The sequence below is a fragment of the Nostoc sp. CCY 9925 genome (genome assembly GCF_963920935.1).
Classification (GTDB): Bacteria; Cyanobacteriota; Cyanobacteriia; order Cyanobacteriales; family Nostocaceae; genus Nostoc.
Genome location: NZ_CAWUDO010000001.1, coordinates 69,155 through 90,344, shown reverse-complemented (window position 1 = coordinate 90,344; position 21,190 = coordinate 69,155). Strand labels below are relative to the sequence as shown.

Sequence of the window (21,190 nt, the reverse complement as noted above, 5' to 3'; positions counted from 1 at the left end):
TAATTTTGCTAAACTTTGGAAAACCTTATTAAACAAGAGGTTAAGCCGTATAAGGTATGGGTTAGTGAATAACTCATCACTCATAACTCCTAACTCTAATTAGACTTAGGACGGGGAAACTGCGAGGGTGACTTGAAGTTTTCTACTGGCACATTTTTGAGTGCCTTTTCCATAAAATCTTTCCAGATGGGAGCAACCATACCGCCGCCTGTAGCACGGCTAGCTAATTGTCTGTTGTCGTCTCTCCCTACCCAGACAGCTGTAGTTAACTGCGGCACAGTGCCAACATACCAAATATCCTTTTCTGAGGAAGTTGTACCCGTTTTCCCAGCGCTTGGACGGGCAATGGCAGCACCTTTGCCTGTACCATTAGTCACTACTGTTCGCATCACATCAATAATGGCTGCCGAAGCCCAAGGATCTAGAACTAGTTGGGGTTTAGGAGTATTATCTAGTAATACGTTACCACTACTATCGCTGACACGGGCAATTACAGTTGGTGGAGACTGCCAGCCATAGTTAGCAAAGGTAGCATAAGCACTAGCCATTTCCAAAGGTGTGACACCAATTGCGCCCAGAGGTAGTGAGGTCACAGGTTCCATCGGACTCATAATGCCCAAGGTACGGCAGGTTTCGATGACTCTATTCATCCCTACAGATTTACCAATCTTAATCACAGGAATGTTGCGTGACTGGGCTAAAGCTGTGCGGATTGGCATAGGGCCGCTAAAACCCCCATCGTAATTTCTCGGAGAGTACCAACCACTACCATCTTGATATCTAACAGGAGAATCTACCACCGTTGTATCCGGCCCATATTTACCAGTAGCAAAAGCAGTATAGTAAACGAAGGGTTTAAAAGAAGATCCGGGCTGTCGCTGAGCTTGAATTGCCCGATTGAATTCACTGACTTTGGGATCGACACCACCCACCAATGCTTTGATAAAATGGGTGCGCGGATCGATTGCCACCAAAGCGATTTGATTCTTTGATAATCCCTGCCCCAGCAGGGATTTATGCCACTTAACGACAGTTTCCTCTGCCATAATCTGAAAGTTGGCGTCAACTGTAGTTTGCACCCGCATTCCGCCCTTCAGTAGTGCCTCACGCCCAAATTTCTTAGCCAACTCCTGCGCTACAGTATTACTTATATAAGGTAGAGCACTACCTTGAAAGGATTTGATTTTGCCAAGTTTGATTTCTTGCTTGAGGGCATCGTCATACTCTTGCTGGCTAATCCAATTCAATTCGAGCATCCGTCCCAGCACTTCTTTTTGTTTCTGTTTTGCCAGCTTCATACTCGCAAATGGGCTGAATTCTTCTGGTGCTTGAATTAAACCCGCCATCATTGCTGACTCACCCAAACTTAAATATTCTGCTGACTTATTAAAGTAACTGCGTGCCGCCGTCTGTACACCATAATTATTATGACCCCAATAAACTTGATTGAGGTACATTTCTAAAATTTGGTCTTTGGTGAGAATTTGCTCTAACCGAATTGCCAGCACCCCTTCTGCTAACTTTCGGGTAAAGGCACGTTTACGAGTCAAAAATAGGTTTTTTACTAACTGCATGGTAACAGTAGAGCCACCTTCGCGCACTCCACCTGCTACAGCGTTAACTACTACAGCACGCCCAACACCAGTCGGGTTAATCCCGTGGTGATCGAAGAAGTGGCTATCTTCACTTGCCAATACAGCCCGCTTGAGATTCGGGGAAATTCTATCTAAGGGAACTACTTCTCGGTTGGCTTCCCCGTGGACACTAGCTAACAGTTTACCCTTAATGTCATAAATGTAAGTTGTTTCTGAGGGGAAGAAATTACGTAGCTGTCTTACATCTGGCAAATTACGGAAACTAATCGCTAAACCAACCAGTCCTCCGGCTACAATGGAACTTGCCAGCATGGTAATTGAAAGCAGAGTACCGCCAGTTACCTGACCGACTCCTTTCAAAAACTCAAAACCTGATGAAGCCCGACGTTGTGGCTGTTTATCTTCAAAAGTCCTAGACGACGACACGGCGATTTCACTTCCTCACTTGTAAATTTAACTGTAATTCATTGGGCGAAGCAAGGCGGTTAATTTTTTGCAATTATAGTAGTTTGGCAGATGAGAAAGTGGATAAATTGCAAGTGTTTATAACCAACTTAACTTCTAGTGTACAAAGCATAGCTAACAATGGATTTTCTGGTATGACGCAAGATATGAATTGGTTGCGTCGTGGTGTAGTAGAAGTTTTCCCACAACCAGCTGATGTTAACAGTGAAAGTCTAGAAAACCGCTTATTAACTACAAACCAACCTTTGAGGATCAAATTGGGAATCGATCCTACGGGTGCTGATATTCATCTAGGTCATAGCATACCAGTACGAAAACTGCGAGGGTTTCAAGATGCTGGTCATACAGCAGTTCTAATTATTGGCGATTTTACAGCACGCATTGGCGATCCGACTGGTAAATCTGAGGTGCGTCGTCAGCTTACAGAAGCAGATGTAGCCCAAAATGCCCAGACTTATCTTGACCAAGTACGTCCTATCTTGGATTTTGACACACCAGGAAGGTTAGAGGTGCGCTATAACTCCGAATGGCTTTCCCAGCTTAAGTTAGAGAAAATTTTGGAGTTACTCTCCACGATGACGGTCGGGCAAATGCTGGCTAAAGAGGGATTTGCCGATCGCTATAAAAAAGAGAATCCGATTTTTATCCATGAGTTCCTGTACCCGTTGATGCAAGGTTTTGATTCTGTTGCCGTTCAGGCAGATGTGGAATTAGGAGGAACCGATCAAAAATTTAACATTGCTGTAGGCAGAGATTTACAGCGCCATTTTGGTCAAAAGCCCCAGTTTGGAATGCTGTTGCCAATTTTGATTGGCACGGATGGCGTGCAAAAAATGTCCAAGTCTTTAGGTAATTATATTGCCTTATCAGAACACCCAGGACAAAAATACCAGAAGTTACAAGGAGTTCCCGATGGCTTGTTAGAACAATATTTTGAACTGTTGACGGATTTACCTTTAGATCGATTGCCAGAAAATCCCCGCGATCGCCAAACGCTTTTAGCATGGGAAGTTGTCAAACAGTACCACGGCGAAACAGCAGCCCAACAAGCTCTAGAAGCCGCCCAAAGCGGCGGTAAGGAAGGTGCAGTTCCAGAATTCTCTTTAGCTGGGGTGTCGCAATTTCCTGTGAAGTTAGCTTATCTTCTTAATGTCACTGGCTTGTGTAAAAGTACAGGGGAAGGCAAGCGGAAAATTCAAGAAGGTGGAGTACGCTTAGATGGCGATCGCATTTCTGATGTCGATACCACTTTCGCTGCTGCTAGTGATTTACACGGTAAAGTTTTACAAGTTGGCAAAAATAAATTTGTGCGTTTAGTGCTTTAGATGGGGAGTAGGGAATGGGGAGTGGGGAATTGGCTCAACAACGAGTTATTGTGGCTTTGGATGTGCCAGACCAAGAAAGTGCGATCGCCCTTGTAGATCGACTTGAGGAAGTCAATTTCTTCAAAGTAGGCTTGGAGTTGTTTACCAGCACTGGGCCAAAAATTCTCGAAGTGCTAAAGTCCCGGCAAAAGCGTATTTTCCTGGATTTAAAGTTTGACGACATCCCCAACACCGTTGCTGGTGCTTGCCGTAGTGCGGCTCGTTATGGGGTAGATTTATTGACAATTCATGCTACGTGTGGTAGAGAAGCTCTAAAAGCAGCAACAGAGGCGGCACAAGCAGGAGCAGCACAAGCAGGTGTAAAACCACCAAAGTTAATTGCTATTACTTTGTTGACAAGCATTTCCGCTAGACAACTGGCCTTTGACTTAAAAATTCCCTTAGAATTGCCAGAATACGCTCTAGAAATGGCACTGATGGCGCAAGAGTCGGGGTTGGATGGGGTAGTTTGTTCGCCCCAAGAAGTGGCACAGCTACGACAGAGTTGTGGAGATGACTTTTTACTCGTTTGTCCGGGAGTTAGACCAACTTGGGCAGACAAAGCCGATCAAAAGCGATCGCTCACTCCTGCACAAGCTATCATTGCTGGGGCAGATTATTTAGTGATTGGGCGTCCCATCACTACTGCTGCTGAGCCTGAGCTAGCTTGGAAGAGAATTTGTGAGGATTTGAGTGCGATCGCATGAAGGCAGAAATCAGAAATCAAATTTATGGCTTGTGGTTCCTAGTTTGTGGTTTCTGGTTTGTAACACCAAATATCTTGAATAGCTCAGCATTCGCAAAGAATTTTACCTCTAGCTCCTCTTTCCTAGCGCAGAGGGAAAACATTAACGATGGGGCAAAGTCTTTGTGTTCTGAGCAAGATCTAGAAACATTGACTACACAGTTATTGCAAGATTTACCGAGTTACACCAACCGCGCTATTCAACGCGCCCGCCGTCGCAGCCGCAGCGCTGACCTATACAGTTATATGTTGGTAGCAGGAAGACCTGAGTTTAGTCCCCTACCCCTGAACCTTGAAGAACATAGTACCGATGTCCCTGAAAGGTCTGCATCAGGAGTTGAGCAAGTTTTTTTTAGTACATTACAGCGTCAGTACATAGGTAAGACAGCGGTAGAATTGCAAGAATTTCACTGGCTGTTGTTGACTAAAACTAAAATCGGTTGGCGTATAGTGATGATGTTTTCTCAAACTGGTTCTCATTCAGAAAAGCAGGTACTATCCCCGCCACGCGATAGTAGTAATGGTGCGATCGCTCAAGGAGTCAAAGCTTGGTTACGCGATTGTCAAGCAGCAAGCGTGCGGATGCGTCCTGGAAATTTAGGGCTTTAAGTGCTGTATTACTTGGCATCATTAAATACAGCAGATTGCACCTTGGTGAGGTAGAGATAATCCTAGGAGCACAACATGTTGTGCCCCTACCCGTGTACTTCATTTACCTGAAATACGCTGTATATCCGGAAATTTTGTCTAGGCTCGTGTATTTATCCACTTGTTAAGGCGGCTTTTTGAAAACAAGTCCTTCGCAGATGTTTTAGCAGTGGCAATTTACACATTACAGCAATGAGCTTCGATCCGATAACAAGTACGATTAAGGCGATCGCTAGCGCTGGAACTCCAGCCGTCAAAAACTCTCTTGAACGCACAACTTTTGTCATCCAACTCAAAAAACGACTGGGTTTAGATCCCGATCATCCGCCTGCTGATTTCACTGGGGTTTATCAATATGCCCTTGTCGAATATGGTACTACCAAACCCAAGTTAATACTGGAATTATTTGGGCAGAAGGAAATTATACAGGCTTTCCGCCAAGCATTTGAACACAAAGACCAATCACCTCTCCCCAAGCCTATAGAGGATTTTTTGGACTGGAACGAATTAGGCGATAGAATCCGAGAACAGAAAATCGATGTCAGCAAAGAGCTTGATGAGTTTAAAGCTGCATTTATCAATGTTGCTAAGAAAACGCAGACACCAGCAGATGTCATTCTCAATCAAAGCTTGGAGGAGATCCGACAACTGTTAGCATCCCCACCACTTACTCTAGAGCAACTTTGGCAACAATTACAGCGTAAGGCAACCCCCACAAAGCAAATTAAAGTATCAGTCGTCAAAGATGTGCTGGATATGGGGAGTGATTTCCATGACATCATACCTTTGGGTAGTAATATTCGCTTGCAAGTAAATCTTGAGTACGCAGGTTATTTACTGCTGTTAGACAGAGGAACATCACAAAGAGTTTGGTGTTTGTGTCCATCAGGTTATGCTCCCGATCCTTATCTACCTGCGGGACTAACAATCTTACCTCAAAATAGTTCGTCCCGCACTTCAATTAAGGTTACAGGCGATATTGGTTTGGAGCAAATTGTAGCAGTAATTTCTCAGTCAGCACCAAGCCTCAACTGGTTGCATAAAAACATTGGCAAACCATTAGAACTGAAAGAAGACGAGCTGATGGAATTACTGGAGTACCTGAATCAAAACCCAGATTGTCAGGTTCTCTACATGGAATACACAATCACAACTTGAAATCAAAAAGAGAAAAAAATGGAAGAACAACCCCGCCAAGCTTATCTGGATTTAATCATAAAGCTGTGGAGTGCTGCCAGCGAACAGGAAATAGCAGAGACTTTACAGACTAATGAAAACTTATTAGATAGTAACTTGATGGAAACCATGAATATTCTCATGGAAATGATGCTAAAAGAAGGTGGTGAAAATGATGCTAATCGATTGCAAAATATGGCTCAATGGCTAGCAGAGATTATTAGAAATCGGTTAGCAAAACTTAGTAGTGTATATTTTCAAAAAGCACAGTACAATCAAGCAGTAATTTTTACTAAAGAAGCTTTATATTTAGCGCTCATACTCTATGAAGAAGAGCATCTTGAAGTTGCGAATTGGCGGCATAATTTAGCAGTAGTATATAAATACTTAGGACGCTTCAGCGAAGCAGAAGCAGAGTGTAACGAAGCTTTGGTAATTAAAGAGCGCCTTTTAGGGGAAGAGCATATTGAGGTAGCGCTAAGCCGAAGCGCTTTGGCTGAAATCTACCGCGAGCAAGGTCACTACCATGATGCAGAAATTCTGATTGAGAAAGCTTTGAAAATGGCAAAACGTCTAGGTAAAGAGTACCTGGAAATGGTAGCCATGACGCTGAATAACTTGGCAACACTTTACTTAGAACAAGGGCGTTTCACTGAAGCAGAATCCAAGTGTGAAGAAGCTTTAGCAATTGCAGGCAGTTTGGGAGAATCTCAACTAATAAATGTAGCAACTATCCTGAATAATCAAGCTGCCATCTTCCAAAAAAAAGGTCTATTAAAAGATGCTGAATCACAATATTTGCAGGCTTTGAAAATCACTAAATATATCCGAGGAGAAGAAGATGTTGATGTAGCAACAACGCTGAATAATTTGGCAAATTTTTACAGGCAAATGGGGCAATTAAACGAAGCTGAAGATTTTTATCAAAAAGCTTTGGGGATAATCAAACGCTTGTTGGGAGACAATCATTTCCATGTTGCAGCTGGTTTAAATAATCTGGCAGGACTGTACAAGTCTCAAGGGCACTTTCACCAAGCCGAAGATTTTTATCAACAAGCTTTGCAAATCACAAAACTTCAGCGTGGGGAACAGCATCCAGATGTGGCATTGATGCTAAACAATTTAGCAGGATTGTACAATTTTCAAGGGCGCTTTCAAGAAGCTGAAGATTTGTATCAAGAAGCTTTAGCAATGATCAAGCAGCAGTTGGGGGAAAATCATCCCTCTGTTGCAGCTAGTTTGAGCAATCTGGCGACATTATTGGCAGGGGACAATCGCCCTATCCAAGCTCTCGAATGCATGACTCAAGCCAGCTTAATCGAAGATATAATTATTCGCCAAGTATTTGCAGCTAGTTCCGAACGCGATCGCTTCGCTTATCTTCGGACTATCAAAGGTCAGTTTGATGGTTTTCTTTCCCTAGTCTACAATTATCTCTCTAACTCGCCGACAGCAGTGCAAGCAGCTTTTGATTTAATACTAAAACGCAAAGCCCTAATTGCATCGTCTGTTGCTGCTCAAAACTATGCCCTCTACAGTGGTCGCTATCCTCATCTAGCTGAGGATTTCCGAAAACTTCTTGCCTTAAGTGACCAGTTGGTATACCTTGCTTTTTCTCCTCCCCAAGCGGGGGATAACACCACCTACGAACAAAATTGGACACAATTATCGATAACACATAATAACTTGCAGAAATTTCTCGCCTCCCAAGTTCCCGAAATCCAACTACAGGAACAACCCCCTGACTCTAGGGCTGTGGCGTTGGAATTGCCTGAGGGTTCAACTTTGGTGGAATTTGTCCGTTTTGATGTATTTAATTTTCAGACACTTCCAGGACGCGAAGAAGCACAATGGCAACCTGAGCGGTATCTAGCATTTGTTTTACCAGCAGGTCAGCCAGATGCCGTGCAGATGATAGATTTAGGTGCAGCCGAAACAATAGATAACCTGATTCAGGAATTTCGGTTGTCGGTTGCTCCTGAAGAAAACAATTCACTGCAACGTCTAGATTTCGGAGATTGGGATGACGATCTGGTGCTGGAACCTATCAAATACAATCCAGCAGCAGCCATCAAACTGTATGGAGCTATTTTCAATCCCATCCGTGCTGTACTCCCTGAATGTAAACATCTGATACTCGCTCCCGATGGTAATTTGAATTTGGTGCCCTTTCAGATACTCCCCATAGATGAGACGAGTGGACAACTGTTGATGGATGAGTATACCATCTCCTACCTGAGTGTTGGACGAGATATTCTGCGCTCGAAAGTTCAACCAACTCACCCAGCTTCTGCACCTCTGGTTATAGCCGATCCTGATTTTGATTTAGGAGCAAACTCTGTAGACCAACGAGAAGCTAGTACCCCTGCGATTCCACAACAGTTGACGCTGGCAGGATATGATAGCGCAACTTTGGGGAGCGCTCTCTTTTCTCCTGCTCCTGGCACAAGGTTTCTGGGTGAAAGCGTTGCCAAAAAACTCAAGCAGGCAGAGCTATATCTGGGAGCACAAGCACTGGAAACCCGCCTCACAACTAGTCAGTGTCCCAGCATCATGCTCATCGCGACTCACGGTCTGTTTTTGCCCGAATCTGGACTTTTGCCCGGTGTCAAGGAGGCTCAAGAGGGTTTAAGAATTGAAAATCGCTTTTCTGGGGCAAAACTGGAAAATCCGATGGTGCGTTCTGGACTTGCTCTGGCTGGTGCAAATACTTGGCTTTCTGGTGGAACTCTCCCAAAACAAGCAGGTAAAGGTGTTGTCTTTGCCGTAGATGTAGCGAGTCTTGACCTATGGGCTAATGAACTCACTGTGTTATCTGCTTGCAATACTGCTAGAGGAGACATCTTTATTGGTGAGGGTGTGTTTGGGTTGCGTCGTGCCTTTGCTATGGCGGGTGTAAAAACACTAATTATGAGCTTGTGGTCGGTGCCAGATAAAGCAACGGCTCTGCTGATCGAGTATTTCTTTGACAACTTGCAGCGTGGTCTGGGTCGGTCTGAAGCTTTACAGTCAGCACAGAATTATTTGCGAACTGTTACGGTTGAAGAATTACAACAGTCTCCGCTGGGTATTGAGGTGTTAAAACAACTCCTGGGAATTAAAGAATTGCACTCACAGACCACTATTTCTTGTCAAGAATCTAAACCGCTTCAACATCCGCTCTACTGGGGTGCCTGGGTATGTCAGGGTGATACCACAGCTTTGAATGAGCCAGAATTACTGAACTCATCAAGTGTTCTTTCCTGCTGAAGAATACTCCTGCATACAAGCAAGTTAATCAAAACAAGCGATCGCATTTTTTTACAGCGTTTTTCAAGTAATTGAACTACACTACTCCCTACTCCTCGTCTCGGTTGTGATCTAAATACCTGAAAAATGCTGTAATCTAATAACGTGAGTTCGATAGTTAGAATTTGACCTCTCTCCTACAAGAAGAGAGGCTTAAAAGTCTGATTCTTTGATTGCAGGGAAAACAGGCTGGGTGGGAGACGTTTATCGAACTCACGTTCTAATTAAGATGCTTAAAAGCCACTATTTTTCATAATTTCATCCAACTTGGCACGCACGGCTTGGATGTCCTGCCACATCAGCCATTTAGGGCTACCTCTTTCTTTAGAAGGGTTACGCAGCAAATAGGAAGGATGAAAAATTGGCATACACAAACGTCCTTCCCACTCTAGCCACTGTCCGCGAATTTTAGTAATCGGCTGCTTATCGCCAGTCAAGCTTTTGAGCGCAGTTGCACCCGTTAAGAGAATGATTTTGGGATCAACTAGGCGAATTTGTTCTAGCAGGTAAGGTTTGCAAGCTGCTATTTCATCCTTAGTGGGAACTCTGTTATCTGGTGGACGGCACTTATTAATATTGGCAATATATATATCTTGCTCAGTACTCAAATTTACAGATGCCAGAATTTTCTCTAGCAACTGTCCTGATTTACCGACAAATGGTAAACCCGTTTCGTCTTCATTTTGACCAGGCGCTTCTCCCACAACCATTATTGGTGCTTTGAGGTTGCCACGTCCGACAACAGCGTGGGTACGAGTGTCTCCCAGTACACATCGGTGGCAGCGATCGCAATGCTGCGCCAGTTCTGCCATAGCGGAGTATGTTCCGCGAGGGATAGGAATTTTAGCATCTGTGGGAATCAGCTCTCGTTGGTTAAAGGTTGAGTCGTCGAAGAGGCTGAGTTGGGTTTCGCTGCTCATGAAAATTATGATTTGGGTATCAGCACCAGCAGTCTTATCTGATTCAAGTTTGTCTTTGATTGGGCACTTATCAGAAATAGACTTCAGAAATAGACTTTTACTGAATACTTATTATTTATACAAATCTTATTTTATCAGTTAATTTGAGACAAAATTCAGTCATGATAAAAGCAGTGCCGTCCTAAGACACTGGGGAAAACCATGTCACATACCCCACTTTTTGCCGATCGCATCCATGCGGGTGAGGAATTGGCGCGAGTAATTCACGATCTTTTGACTCAGCAAACTATTGATTCTGGGGTAAAGCCTCTACCAATCGTTTATGGTTTGCCAAGGGGGGGGGTAGCAGTAGCGGCACCAATGGCACGTCTTTTGGGTTGTCCGTTAACGATAGTTGTAGCTAAAAAAATTAGCCATCCAGAAAACCCAGAGTTAGCTATTGGTGCAGTCACTAGTTCTGGAAATGTTCTTTGGACTGAGCAAAAGCTATTTCGCCCCAAACATTATGCACAGTGGCGAGAAGAAGCTTTAAATAAAGCCATTAAACAAGCTAAGTCTCTGGAAGAGCAATTAATTTCTGCTTGTCCTCAGGTGAATACAAAAGATTCTACGGCGATCTTGGTTGATGATGGCATTGCCACAGGTATGACTATGGCTGTTGCTGCTATTGCCATCAAAGCCCTTTCGCCGGCAGCAATTTGGCTATGTAGTCCGGTAGCACCACAAAAATTACTACCTTGGTTGAATCAATGGGGCGATCGCATAATTGTTTTGAAAACACCGGAACCTTTCTGGAGTGTGAGTAATTTCTACGCACAATTTCCCCAAGTAGACACATTAGAAGTTATCGGATATCTCCAGCAACAAAAAACAATAGCCAACACAGATTCCTGTGAGTAATTTTCAATTTTTACCTTCTTGCAAGAATTCCTGGGGCGTAAGCCTCAATCACTTTGCCAGTGCGAGTGCAGCTAATCATTAAGTAATCACAACTTGGGCATTGCGTTCGAGTTAATTCATTATCTGTAATATAATAACGCTCGGCATGACTGCCACAATTTGGGCAGTAAATTTTTTGTACTGTCTGCATTTCAAAACCCCTGGTTCTAAATATTTTTTATTTGGTAAAACTGCTACTTCAACCAGTAAAAATTCTGGTTCGACCTAACTTAACAAACAGCCATGAGATTAGCTAATGATTTTAAGCAAAATTTCAGGTTTGAAAAATTTTGGATATCTTTAGTCTATTATCCTCAAATTTACGTGATTTTCCCCTCCTACTTTAGATACATAAATTAAAGTTTTAATAAATTCTGCTTAGAGATTGAGTGATCCCTATGGTTAATACCTTGAGAGAGGCTAATTTTTAATGATTGTAGACAAACACAAAAAAGCCGTTCTAGTATTCAAAAGTTAAAATTCAAGAATTACTGTATCTTTGGTTACAAAATATATGTCTTAAGGTTTAGTTAATATTTATCTACAAGATTTAGTAAGATTAAATTCTGGTCAGATAATATTTCACCGAAAGAAACATACCGAGTGGGTACAGACGGTTTAGCCAATCCGCGTAACCTTCTTTTACTAAGTATAATATTTTATAAATATCTCAAACTAAAAATTCCCAACGTACTTATTCCTGATGCCGTTGGTAATCCCTCCAGAAGTGCGATCGCTTTAATCTTACTCTCACTACTGATGGTGTCCTGAAATTTCTGGCTCGTACTAAAAATCCTTAATTGCACCCTATTGCTTTTTAGATACTATTTAGCTTAATAATTTCATTGCCAAAATATAATGATAGACCGTACCTTTCTTTTACCTGTTCTCGTTTTCATGGGAATACCATTAAGCGTTTTATTCGCATACTTTGGGTTGAATTATTCAGGATTCTGCTTCGCCAAGATGCGTTATCTAAGCGATGAAGAGAGGTTCCGAATGGTTTTTGATTATCAAAATGATCGAACAGATTTAGGACGAAGCAGTTACAACTACATCAAATATGAAAGTTTTGATGAATATATCAAAGAAAATCCAGACTGCTGTTCTATCAATACTGGTGGGCCTTACGAAATTCGACAGCCTTCGTTTTTAAATCGTATATTTGGATATGTGCTCCTGATGTCATAGTTATTAAATTCAAAGTGCGTTATTTAGATGAAATCGGTAATAAAAGAGCATTTGAAACGCATTTTGAAAATACTTTACAAAATTGTGGGCATCCCCAATGAGGATTTTCTCTATTAAACAGCGGTAAAGTGCAAGCAACAGGTATGATGCCAATCTAAAATCCTTGCATTATTTGGCTCATATCAAGATGGATGAAAATAATCGTAAATTTCTTGAGCCAAACGCGGCCCGATTCCGGGAACTTCGGCTAGTTGCGCGGTTGTTGCTTGCCGGATATAATCAACTGAGCGAAAATGTCCTAGTAGCTGCTTTTGTCGATGATGTCCTAAACCGGGAATTTCATCTAAACGCGATCGCTTTAATTTATCACTACGTTGCTGACGATGGAAAGTCACTGCAAACCGATGCGCTTCATCCCGCAGTCGTCGCAATAGCTGTACCCCTGGTTGTTCTGCATCAGTGGTTAATGGTTGAGATTCTCCCGGTAAAAAAATCTCTTCTCGCTGCTTCGCTAAACTAACAACTCGCAAGTCTTCTAATAAATTCATTTCTTGCAAAACAGCAACAACTGAAGATAATTGACCTTTGCCGCCATCAATCATAATTAGATCGGGCCAGTCAGGATTACCCAAACGTGTTAATTGCGGATCTTCGGCATACTTGCGAAACCGACGTTGGATAACTTCCGCCAGACTAGCAAAATCATCGGAATGTCCCGCTGTGACTGTAGGGTTTTTGATTTTATAGTGGCGATAGTACTGCTTGGCGGGTAACCCGTCGATAAACACGACTTGCGAAGCTACAGCATTTGAGCCTTGAATGTGGGAAATATCATAACCTTCAATACGGTGAGGTACATCTGGTAAATCGAGAATAGCCGCTAAATCTTGCATTGCTTGGTGATTGCGATCGCCCAATTTTTGCATCCTTTGTAATTCATACTGGGCATTTCGCTCTACCATCTCTATTAATTCTGCCTTAGTTTGCCGCAAAGGAGCCAAAATCGTCACTTTTCTACCTTTACGTTCAGTTAGGACATCTGCCAATATTTCTGCATCCGGTAACTCATGCTGTACCAAAATTTCTGTAGGTATTTCCACAGAGTCAGCAGTTTGGTAATGTTCTTCTAAGGCTCGTTGTAAAATAGCTCCTGGTTCTGCATGAGCATCCGCCACAAACGCCAAGCGTCCCACCAATTGTCCAGCGCGAATCTGGAATAGTTGAATGTAGGCGTGTTGTGCGTCAGCTGCCAGGGCGATCGCATCCCGTGAAACTGTATCATCTGGTAAGGACACTTTTTGGTCAGCTGTCAGTGACTTTAACCCAGAAATTTGATCGCGAATTCGCGCCGCTGACTCAAAATTCAAGTCTTCAGCAGCAGCGTTCATTTGTTGGATCAAAATATCGATCAACTCTTGAGTTCTACCTTGGAAGACCATCGCGATTTTTTGGATAATTTTGCGATATTCTTCTGGTGAAATCAGCTGTTGACACACACCCGGACAACGCCCTAAATCATAATTCAAACAAGGACGATCTTTGAAAAGTGGTTGAGGTCGTTGTCGCTGGGGAAAGATGCGCTTACACAAACGTAAAATTTCTCGCAACAAACCAGCATCGGTATAAGGCCCATAAAATTTATCCTTTTCTTTGCCTAGCTGGCGTTTTCGGGTAATAAAAATCCGTGGATAGTCTTCCGACCAAGTTATGCAGAGATACGGATATTTTTTATCATCTTTGAGCAACACGTTAAAGTATGGCTGGTGCTGCTTAATCAAATTAGCTTCTAGCGCCAAGGCTTCGGATTCAGTATCAGTGACGATGAATTCAATTTCCGTCACTAATTTTACCATCGTAGCAATGCGTTCGCTTTTGTTGTATCCATCCCGAAAATAGGAACGCACACGCGATCGCAACTTACGTGATTTACCTATATATATGATGCGATCGCTTTTGTCCCGCATAAAATAAACCCCCGGTTCCGGTGGAATTTCCGCAAGACGGTTTTCCAGTCGTTCCGGCTCTTTAACCAGTGGTAGTATTTGAGTGGATATTGTCACAACTAAAATTAAGTAATCTTTCTCTATTTTAAGAAAAATTATTTTTTCTTGCCCATTTCACAGAGTCTTGTAGGGTAAATATACGTAGCTAAGCTTCTAATATATACATATACAAGAGTATAAGTATAAGTTTCCTCAGCCCAGAACCTGCGCTTGGACTTAGTTAATGTAGCTGCAAGTTTAATTTTTAGTAGTTTTAATAACAACTTCGCTTTTTGAATTTATATTTAACATCTTAAGAGTTATATTTTTTAAATAAAAAGTATTCAAGTTTCTTGAGCGTGGCAATTTTAGATTTGAAATTAAAAATTATTTCCGTACTCTTGGAAATAAGTAAGCTATATCCTCAGATCCTATTAGACCTAACAAATCTTTTCATCCCAGATTTAAAATCCGACGCTCGTTCGAGTAGCGTCTTCGACAGGAGAGGACTCGCTTTAAGCGAAGCTATGCCGTGGCGAAAGCTTTACGCTGCGCTTTCAAACCCTTACCGAGTATGCTCTGTTTCCATCCACAAAAAGCTTTTGCTGCTTGCTTTTTTGTAGGAGTACGCCGACACACTGCGAGGTAGCTATCAGTAATGCAAAATCCAAAATTGATTGACTGTGTTAGGTTTATATATTTTTTATCAAACTCACTAATTTATTGAAGTTTTAATATTAAGCGAATTAACGGATTTAGTAAATTAAATTTATGCTTATTATTGGGAATATAACTATTATGATAATTACAGACAAATAAATTATGAATTTGCAAGAGTTTGAAGCCCAGTACCGTGAGACTATAGCTGAAACGCTCAATGAGCTGCAAGCGGCGGTTTTATTGCTAGCAGAAGTACAAAATAAAATTTCTAAAGTTGGCAATTCTGTACAAAATCTTAGTCAGCGTGTTGAAGAGTTCATCACTGAGCAAAAAGTGGAGTAAATATAGATATGAAAAAAATTTTTATCTATGACGAGAACTAAACTCTTCTTCAATTTTCAGGATAAGATCTTTGAGTTTTAGAGGTTTAACAAAATAGTGACGTGCCCCCAAACTCATAGCTAGTTCTTGATCTGCTTTAAAAGCAAAGGCTGAAACCACAATAATAGGTATTTTTGACAAATGGGGTTTTTGCTGGACTTGTTTTAAAAGTGAGTAACCGTCAACATCTGGCAATTTCAAGTCGAGTAACATTAAATCTGGTTGAAATTTTTCGATAGTTGAGAAAAAAGCAGAACCTTCCGATAAACTCTGGACATCGTACCCACAATAACTTAGGTAGTCACTGAGTAACATCCTATTAAGATAGTGGTCTTCGACTAACAAAATTCGTCTAGCTTGATTTGAACCGAGTTGGTGATTTATATTCAGTAATTGTGCTGTCATTGCCATCTATCATCATTTTAAGTTACAAGCCAATTATCGCCAGATGAATTGTGAGATCAATGGAAATCTGAAGCTATCTTATGCACTCAAAAATTATAATATACTATTTTTAGGTATACTGGTATAATTAAATCATATTATGTAAAAACAAAAAATTAATAAAAAATTAAGCTTTTCTTCACAAAGCTTTTATTATTAATTGTATTAAATAATTTGCTATTAGGGTAAATGCCTTAATAAAGCAGTTTTGATTTATATGTTATGGAAAATAATAAACGCAATACATTGCAATACATTGTTCGATAGTTTCCAGGGAAATATTCATAAAAAAGGGAGCTAATAGCCCCCTAATTATTTTATAGACTTACATCCACTATCTCAAATAGATGCTTTTTTTAGTTGGCGTCGGGTAGTAAAGATACCAGCAACACCCAGCAAACCAAGTATTACTGATGGTTCTGGAACAGCTGTGGGAGGTACACCTTTGATGCTGACTTCGTAATTACCACTGTGAGATTTGCCATCAGCGCCTATTCCTGCACTGTTAGTTAGCCCACTTGCAGTAGCAGAGAAGCTGTAAAGAAAATCGGTCTTGCCATTGTACGTAACTTTAACAACTTCACTGGCTTGGAATCCATTTTTGAGAAGATTACCCAAAGGCCCTAACAGAGGAGCATAGTAATCTTTTAAATTGTAGTGACCTGCTAAACCAATTTTGATTTCGCCCGTCGTATCGTTTTGGTTAACGTAAGAGATGTTGGGGTCGCTAGAGCGTTGAAAACCACCGATGCCCAAAAAAGCACTAAAGGCTTGAGCGCGAGAGACATAACTTGGTAGACCAGCTGCATCATAGAATTGATTAAACCAAGTATTTGCAAAGTTCTGTGCGCCATAGCTTGTACTCAATCCTGACCCAGTACTAAACCAATCTGTTGCTGTCAGACTGCTGAGGGTAATACTTTTACCACCGATTTGTCCGCTCAAGGTGGTGTTTTTGTTGAAATCAAAACCAGACTGCTCGCTAGTGGCTCGTAGCTCTACATTTCCGGTGGGGTTTACAGCAGAGCCATCCAGAACTTTCTGGACGTTTGTTTGGTTACTTGGTACAAGTACAGTACTGTTACCTGAGACATCATAGACTAAATAATCACTTGCTGCTGTTCCGCCTATAGTAGCGCCCGTCAGCGTACCAGCTTGTGCTGGTGCAGTGGCAAGAGCGCTCACACCAATAGCCATTGATGCACCAATCACAAGTTTCTGAAAAGTCATCTTCATTTTTTTTAAGTCTCCGTCAGTTTGGAAGTTAAGGTTTAAACTACTGCTGTTTCTAGGCTTGGACTGTCTTGACTACAGGCTTTTTGGCAATACAGCTGCTTAAAAAACACAATTTGTATTGTTAGCCATTTCTGGTAGCTGAACGTACAAACCCAGTTTAAGAAACGGGAAGACTTAATTGGGTGAAGTTCGTGTTGATTATCAATAAAATGATGACGAATATTTTTCTCAAATTTTATGTATAATTACTGCTTAATATCAAAATACACAGTAACAGGAAATACGTAAAAATTTAATTTTATTTTATGTATATATACGTAAATATGGGGTAGTAGAGCACGTCTGTCCTACCCCAGCTAAAAAATGCATAGCATTCAGTTTGAATTTAGGAACTTAGCCATTCTTTCTACAGCGGTTTCCAACAAACATGGCTCATGCACCAAAGCAAAGCGCACATAGCCTTCGCCGGATTTGCCAAAACCTGCACCTGGGGAAGCAGCTACGCCAGTTTGTTTAACCAGCTGAGTGCAAAATTCTATGGAGTTTTGACTCCAAAATGAAGGCAACTTTGCCCAGATGTACATTGTGGCCTGGGGAGTGGGAACATTCCAGCCAATACGGTGTAAAGCAGTAATGAAAGTATCACGGCGCTGCTGGAAGGTAGCTACAGCAGTTTTGACCCCAATTTGAGGGCCAGTCAAGGCAGCGATCGCCCCATTTAAAATTCCCCGATACTGGTTAAAATCAACAGCAGCTTTTACCTGGCGTAAAGCATTAATTAACTGGGCATTGCCGATGGCATAACCAATGCGGAAGCCGCCCATATTGTAGGACTTGGAAAGGGTAAAAAATTCAATTGAAATGCTTTTCTCTGGATCGGCTTGCAAAATGGAAGGGACTGGGGATTGGGAAGAGGACGCGGAAAGGGAATTGTCCCCGTGTCTTTGCGTCCCCATGTCTCCGTGTCCTTCTTTGCCCCAGCCCCCAGTCGTTTCAAATACCAAATCCACGTAAGGGAAATCGTGAACCAAGACGAGATTGTGTTGCTGACAGAAGGCGACGGCTTCTTGGAAGAAAGATAAAGGAGCGATCGCAGCTGTGGGATTGTGGGGATAACTTAACACCATCATCCGTGACTGAGCCAAGACTGGGGCGGGAATATCAGCAAACACTGGTAAAAAACCGTTTTCTTCCCTTAATGGCATTGGGTAAATTTGTCCGCTAGCGAGGTAGACTCCTCCAGCATGGGATGGGTAACCGGGATCTAGCAACAGAGCAAAATCTCCGGGATTGAGTAATGCTAAGGGTAAATGGGCGGTACCTTCTTGAGAGCCAATCAGGGGTAGCACCTCAGTTTGCGGATCGATTTTGATGCCAAATTTTTGCTCGTACCAGTTGGCTGCGGCTTCGCGAAAGCCTTGGGTACCATTAAATAATAGATAGCCGTGGGTGGTGCGATCGTGAAGAGATTGGGCGATCGCCTCGATAACATGTGCCTCGGCTGGTAAATCAGAAGACCCCAAAGACAAATCAATCAGCTGTTGTCCAGCAGCCAACGCAAGTGCTTTGGCTCTATCCATATCAGCAAATACATTAGATTGTAGGGGTTGTAAACGTTTTGCAAACTGTATGTTAGTCATTGTTACTTTGTCATTAGTCATTAGTCATTAGTCATTAATCATTAGTCATTTGTCCTCTGTTACAAAGTTCTGTACCCTTCTCCTGACGGAGACGCTGTTGTTAGCTTGCTTCTCCGTAGGAGTACGGGATGGCAAAGCCAGACGTTCGCGGACACCGCGAATCGCTACTCTATCGGAGGAAACCTTATAAGAGACTTGGCGCTTTGTCATTTGTCCAAAGTCCGATGACCAATGACTAATGACCAATGACTATTGACTAATTAGTATCTAAATGCTTAGCTAGAAGGCTGAGTAATTTTTCTTTGCCGATGACTCCCTCAGTAGATTCTAGTAGTTTTTCTCCTTGAATTAGCCTGAGGGCAGGGACTCCTTCCACTTGGTATCGCTTAACCGTGTCTGGGTTGGGGTCAATTTCCATTTTAACGACTTTGAGGCGATCGCTATAAGTACTCGCCGCTGAGTTAATCATGGGCGCCATCAATTGACAAGGCCCGCACCAAGAAGCCCAAAAGTAAACTAATACAGGCTGCTCGGCTTTTAACACTTCGGTTTCAAAATCAGCATCAGTTATGGTGATTACAGCCTTACTCATTGCAGTCTCCATCAGGTGGCGATCGAAGTTGGCACACACAATACTCTATCCCAAACTGAGTCCTGAGTCACCGAACTTCTAATTTGGGCAAGCCTGAAGTTCCAAAGTTATTGCCCAGTGCTGAGAAAATAGTAAAGATCATTGTAGGGGCACAACATTAGTCGTTGGTCTGCCTTAGTTATCTGCCTCATTCAAATGAGAATTGTTATAGATTCAAGCTAAAGTGAAATGTAAATATTACAGGCTGATACAAGTTAAAACAGCCAAATAATAGCGCCTGGATATCACTCTGTTTAATTATCAAAAGCAAAGCGCGATTCTCTTGCCAAGAGGCTGCGCCCATGTGTGCAGAATACTTACAGTGTTGCCTAAAATTATGGATAATTTCCCAGTGGTCGCTCAAGCGGATGCATCCCTACCCAATTACCCCCAAGAAAATACATTTCTAATGCGGCCTAATACCGATTCGGATTCACCACCGAAGGAAAAAGTCGGAACCGACTTTGACTCTCGCATGATGCTGCGGTGTTTGGAACTTGCTCGCCGCGCTTTAGGGCGTACTTCACCAAATCCACTAGTGGGAGCAGTGATTGTTAAGGATGGCGAGATTGTCGGGGAAGGATTTCATCCTCGTGCAGGTGAGCCTCATGCAGAAGTGTTTGCCTTGAAAGCAGCAGGAGTTCGCGCTGAAGGTGCAACAATTTATGTCAGCCTCGAACCTTGCAATCACTACGGACGCACTCCTCCTTGTTCGGAAGCCTTGGTGAAAGCAGGAGTAGCAAAGGTGGTAGTGGGTATGGTCGATCCTAATCCACTGGTGGCTGGAGGAGGTATTGCTCGCTTACGTGCAGCGGGGATTGAGGTGCTCTTGGGAGTAGAAGAAGAGGCTTGTCGTCAGCTAAATGAAGGTTTTGTTCATCGCATTCTCTACAAACGACCTTTGGGAATTTTAAAATATGCCATGACTCTAGATGGCAAAATTGCTACTACCTCTGGTCACAGTGCTTGGGTAACAAGCCAAGATTCCCGCACTGAAGTACATCAGTTGCGGGCGGCTTGTGATGCTGTCATTGTCGGGGGTAATACAGTACGACTGGATAATCCTTATTTAACTAGCCATCAGGTGGGGGCACATAATCCCCTGCGGGTGGTCATGAGTCGTCATCTTAACTTACCGGAAAATGCCCACCTGTGGCAAACTGCGGATGCTCCAACTTTGGTGTTGACAGAGGAGGGTGCTAACCCTAATTTTCAAGCACTGTTGTTTAAACAAGGGGTGGAGGTAGTGGAATTGACATCACTTACACCAGATAAAGCAATGGCGTACTTATATGAACGGGGTTTTTGTAGTGTGCTGTGGGAGTGTGGTAGTACTTTAGCTGCTAGTGCGATCGCTCAAGGAGCAGTGCAAAAAGTTTTAGCGTTTATTGCCCCAAAAATCATTGGAGGTAGCATTGCTCCCACACCTGTTGGCGATTTAGGTTTTACTACTATGACTCAGGCACTGTCTTTAGAACGTGTTCGTTGGCGTGTAGTAGGCTCAGACTGCTTAGTGGAAGGTTATTTTCCCCAAACAAGTCCATCGCGAGAAGCAATTTGAATTCAGAATTCTGAATTTTAAATTTAGTGAATTTTGCTCTTATCCACACTGACGTTCATGAGCAATATCACGTATGAGTGCTAGCCGAGATTGAATGTAGTGGCTGAGAAAATCAGTTTCGTTAGAATTTAACAAAATTTGCATTTCTGTTTGTTTCACCAACCACTGCACCAAGCTAGCATCATCCAGTTGTAAGAGGATCTTAGCTTGGGCAGTTTCAACCACAGACCAAAGCTGACGCATAATTGTAGGAGTCATCAGACCTCAATAGAATCATTAGCTTAGCTGTTTTCAGATTACACAATTTTGATTGCACTTTACGAC

Annotated in this window: 19 protein-coding genes; 9 read left to right on the top strand and 10 right to left on the bottom strand. The window is 42.4% G+C overall.

The window, feature by feature from the left end; translation table 11 throughout:
- Nucleotides 1–95: 95 nt before the first annotated feature.
- Nucleotides 96–2,021, bottom strand: a complete 1,926-nt coding sequence (locus tag ACM0OY_RS00315) for a transglycosylase domain-containing protein (protein WP_414566915.1) — start codon at nt 2,019–2,021, stop codon at nt 96–98.
- A gap of 173 nt (nt 2,022–2,194) precedes the next feature.
- On the opposite strand from ACM0OY_RS00315, the gene tyrS reads away from it, so the two are divergent.
- The 5 genes from tyrS to ACM0OY_RS00290 all read left to right on the top strand — a co-directional run bounded on the left by tyrS (nt 2,195) and on the right by ACM0OY_RS00290 (nt 9,242).
- Nucleotides 2,195–3,385, top strand: a complete 1,191-nt coding sequence (tyrS, locus tag ACM0OY_RS00310; RefSeq protein WP_414567074.1) for a tyrosine--tRNA ligase — start codon at nt 2,195–2,197, stop codon at nt 3,383–3,385.
- A gap of 14 nt (nt 3,386–3,399) precedes the next feature.
- Nucleotides 3,400–4,131, top strand: a complete 732-nt coding sequence (gene pyrF / locus ACM0OY_RS00305; protein WP_414566914.1) for an orotidine-5'-phosphate decarboxylase — start codon at nt 3,400–3,402, stop codon at nt 4,129–4,131.
- A complete protein-coding gene (locus ACM0OY_RS00300) occupies nt 4,128–4,778 on the top strand; it encodes a hypothetical protein (RefSeq protein WP_414566913.1) in 651 nt (216 codons plus the stop codon). Before pyrF ends, ACM0OY_RS00300 begins: the two co-directional genes overlap by 4 nt.
- Nucleotides 4,779–5,009: 231 nt before the next feature.
- Nucleotides 5,010–5,975: a DUF4384 domain-containing protein gene (locus ACM0OY_RS00295; RefSeq protein ID WP_414566912.1), complete on the top strand. Its 966-nt coding sequence runs from the start codon at nt 5,010–5,012 to the stop codon at nt 5,973–5,975.
- An 18-nt stretch (nt 5,976–5,993) separates the two neighbouring features.
- Complete coding sequence (locus tag ACM0OY_RS00290) at nt 5,994–9,242, top strand: tetratricopeptide repeat protein (protein WP_414566911.1); 3,249 nt, start codon at nt 5,994–5,996, stop codon at nt 9,240–9,242.
- Nucleotides 9,243–9,514: 272 nt separating this feature from the next.
- On the opposite strand, the gene ACM0OY_RS00285 is transcribed toward ACM0OY_RS00290, so the two are convergent.
- Nucleotides 9,515–10,201, bottom strand: coding sequence for a uracil-DNA glycosylase (locus ACM0OY_RS00285; RefSeq protein WP_414566910.1), 687 nt, complete (start codon nt 10,199–10,201; stop codon nt 9,515–9,517).
- A gap of 201 nt (nt 10,202–10,402) precedes the next feature.
- Between ACM0OY_RS00285 and ACM0OY_RS00280 the strand changes: the two genes are divergently transcribed.
- A complete protein-coding gene (locus ACM0OY_RS00280) occupies nt 10,403–11,101 on the top strand; it encodes a phosphoribosyltransferase (protein WP_414566909.1) in 699 nt (232 codons plus the stop codon).
- A gap of 10 nt (nt 11,102–11,111) precedes the next feature.
- Here the strand turns inward: ACM0OY_RS00280 and ACM0OY_RS00275 are convergent, their stop codons facing one another.
- Nucleotides 11,112–11,291 (bottom strand): replication restart DNA helicase PriA, encoded by a 180-nt coding sequence (locus ACM0OY_RS00275; RefSeq protein WP_414566908.1) that lies wholly within the window; start codon nt 11,289–11,291, stop codon nt 11,112–11,114.
- 452 nt (nt 11,292–11,743) lie between these two features.
- Between ACM0OY_RS00275 and ACM0OY_RS00270 the strand changes: the two genes are divergently transcribed.
- Entirely contained in the window at nt 11,744–11,911 is a 168-nt protein-coding gene (locus ACM0OY_RS00270) for a hypothetical protein (RefSeq protein WP_414566907.1), read from the top strand.
- Nucleotides 11,912–12,513: 602 nt separating this feature from the next.
- On the opposite strand, the gene uvrC is transcribed toward ACM0OY_RS00270, so the two are convergent.
- A complete protein-coding gene (uvrC, locus tag ACM0OY_RS00265; RefSeq protein WP_414566906.1) occupies nt 12,514–14,391 on the bottom strand; it encodes an excinuclease ABC subunit UvrC in 1,878 nt (625 codons plus the stop codon).
- A gap of 744 nt (nt 14,392–15,135) precedes the next feature.
- On the opposite strand from uvrC, the gene ACM0OY_RS00260 reads away from it, so the two are divergent.
- Complete coding sequence (locus tag ACM0OY_RS00260; RefSeq protein ID WP_414566905.1) at nt 15,136–15,315, top strand: hypothetical protein; 180 nt, start codon at nt 15,136–15,138, stop codon at nt 15,313–15,315.
- A gap of 21 nt (nt 15,316–15,336) precedes the next feature.
- On the opposite strand, the gene ACM0OY_RS00255 is transcribed toward ACM0OY_RS00260, so the two are convergent.
- From ACM0OY_RS00255 to ACM0OY_RS00235, 5 genes are all read right to left on the bottom strand, one after another.
- On the bottom strand, nt 15,337–15,759 hold the full coding sequence (locus ACM0OY_RS00255; RefSeq protein WP_414566904.1) for a response regulator: 423 nt from the start codon (nt 15,757–15,759) through the stop codon (nt 15,337–15,339).
- 378 nt (nt 15,760–16,137) lie between these two features.
- Nucleotides 16,138–17,034, bottom strand: a complete 897-nt coding sequence (locus tag ACM0OY_RS00250; RefSeq protein ID WP_414566903.1) for an NF038130 family PEP-CTERM protein — start codon at nt 17,032–17,034, stop codon at nt 16,138–16,140.
- 374 nt (nt 17,035–17,408) lie between these two features.
- Complete coding sequence (locus tag ACM0OY_RS00245) at nt 17,409–18,674, bottom strand: LL-diaminopimelate aminotransferase (protein ID WP_414567073.1); 1,266 nt, start codon at nt 18,672–18,674, stop codon at nt 17,409–17,411.
- Between the two features lie 45 nt (nt 18,675–18,719).
- Nucleotides 18,720–18,884 carry a hypothetical protein gene (locus ACM0OY_RS00240; protein ID WP_414566902.1) on the bottom strand — a complete coding sequence of 55 codons (165 nt, stop codon included), beginning with the start codon at nt 18,882–18,884 and terminating at the stop codon, nt 18,720–18,722.
- 46 nt (nt 18,885–18,930) lie between these two features.
- Nucleotides 18,931–19,266: a thioredoxin family protein gene (locus ACM0OY_RS00235; RefSeq protein WP_414566901.1), complete on the bottom strand. Its 336-nt coding sequence runs from the start codon at nt 19,264–19,266 to the stop codon at nt 18,931–18,933.
- Between the two features lie 376 nt (nt 19,267–19,642).
- Between ACM0OY_RS00235 and ribD the strand changes: the two genes are divergently transcribed.
- A complete protein-coding gene (gene ribD / locus ACM0OY_RS00230; RefSeq protein ID WP_414566900.1) occupies nt 19,643–20,866 on the top strand; it encodes a bifunctional diaminohydroxyphosphoribosylaminopyrimidine deaminase/5-amino-6-(5-phosphoribosylamino)uracil reductase RibD in 1,224 nt (407 codons plus the stop codon).
- Between the two features lie 39 nt (nt 20,867–20,905).
- Here the strand turns inward: ribD and ACM0OY_RS00225 are convergent, their stop codons facing one another.
- Entirely contained in the window at nt 20,906–21,124 is a 219-nt protein-coding gene (locus ACM0OY_RS00225; protein ID WP_414566899.1) for a hypothetical protein, read from the bottom strand.
- Nucleotides 21,125–21,190 lie beyond the last annotated feature (66 nt).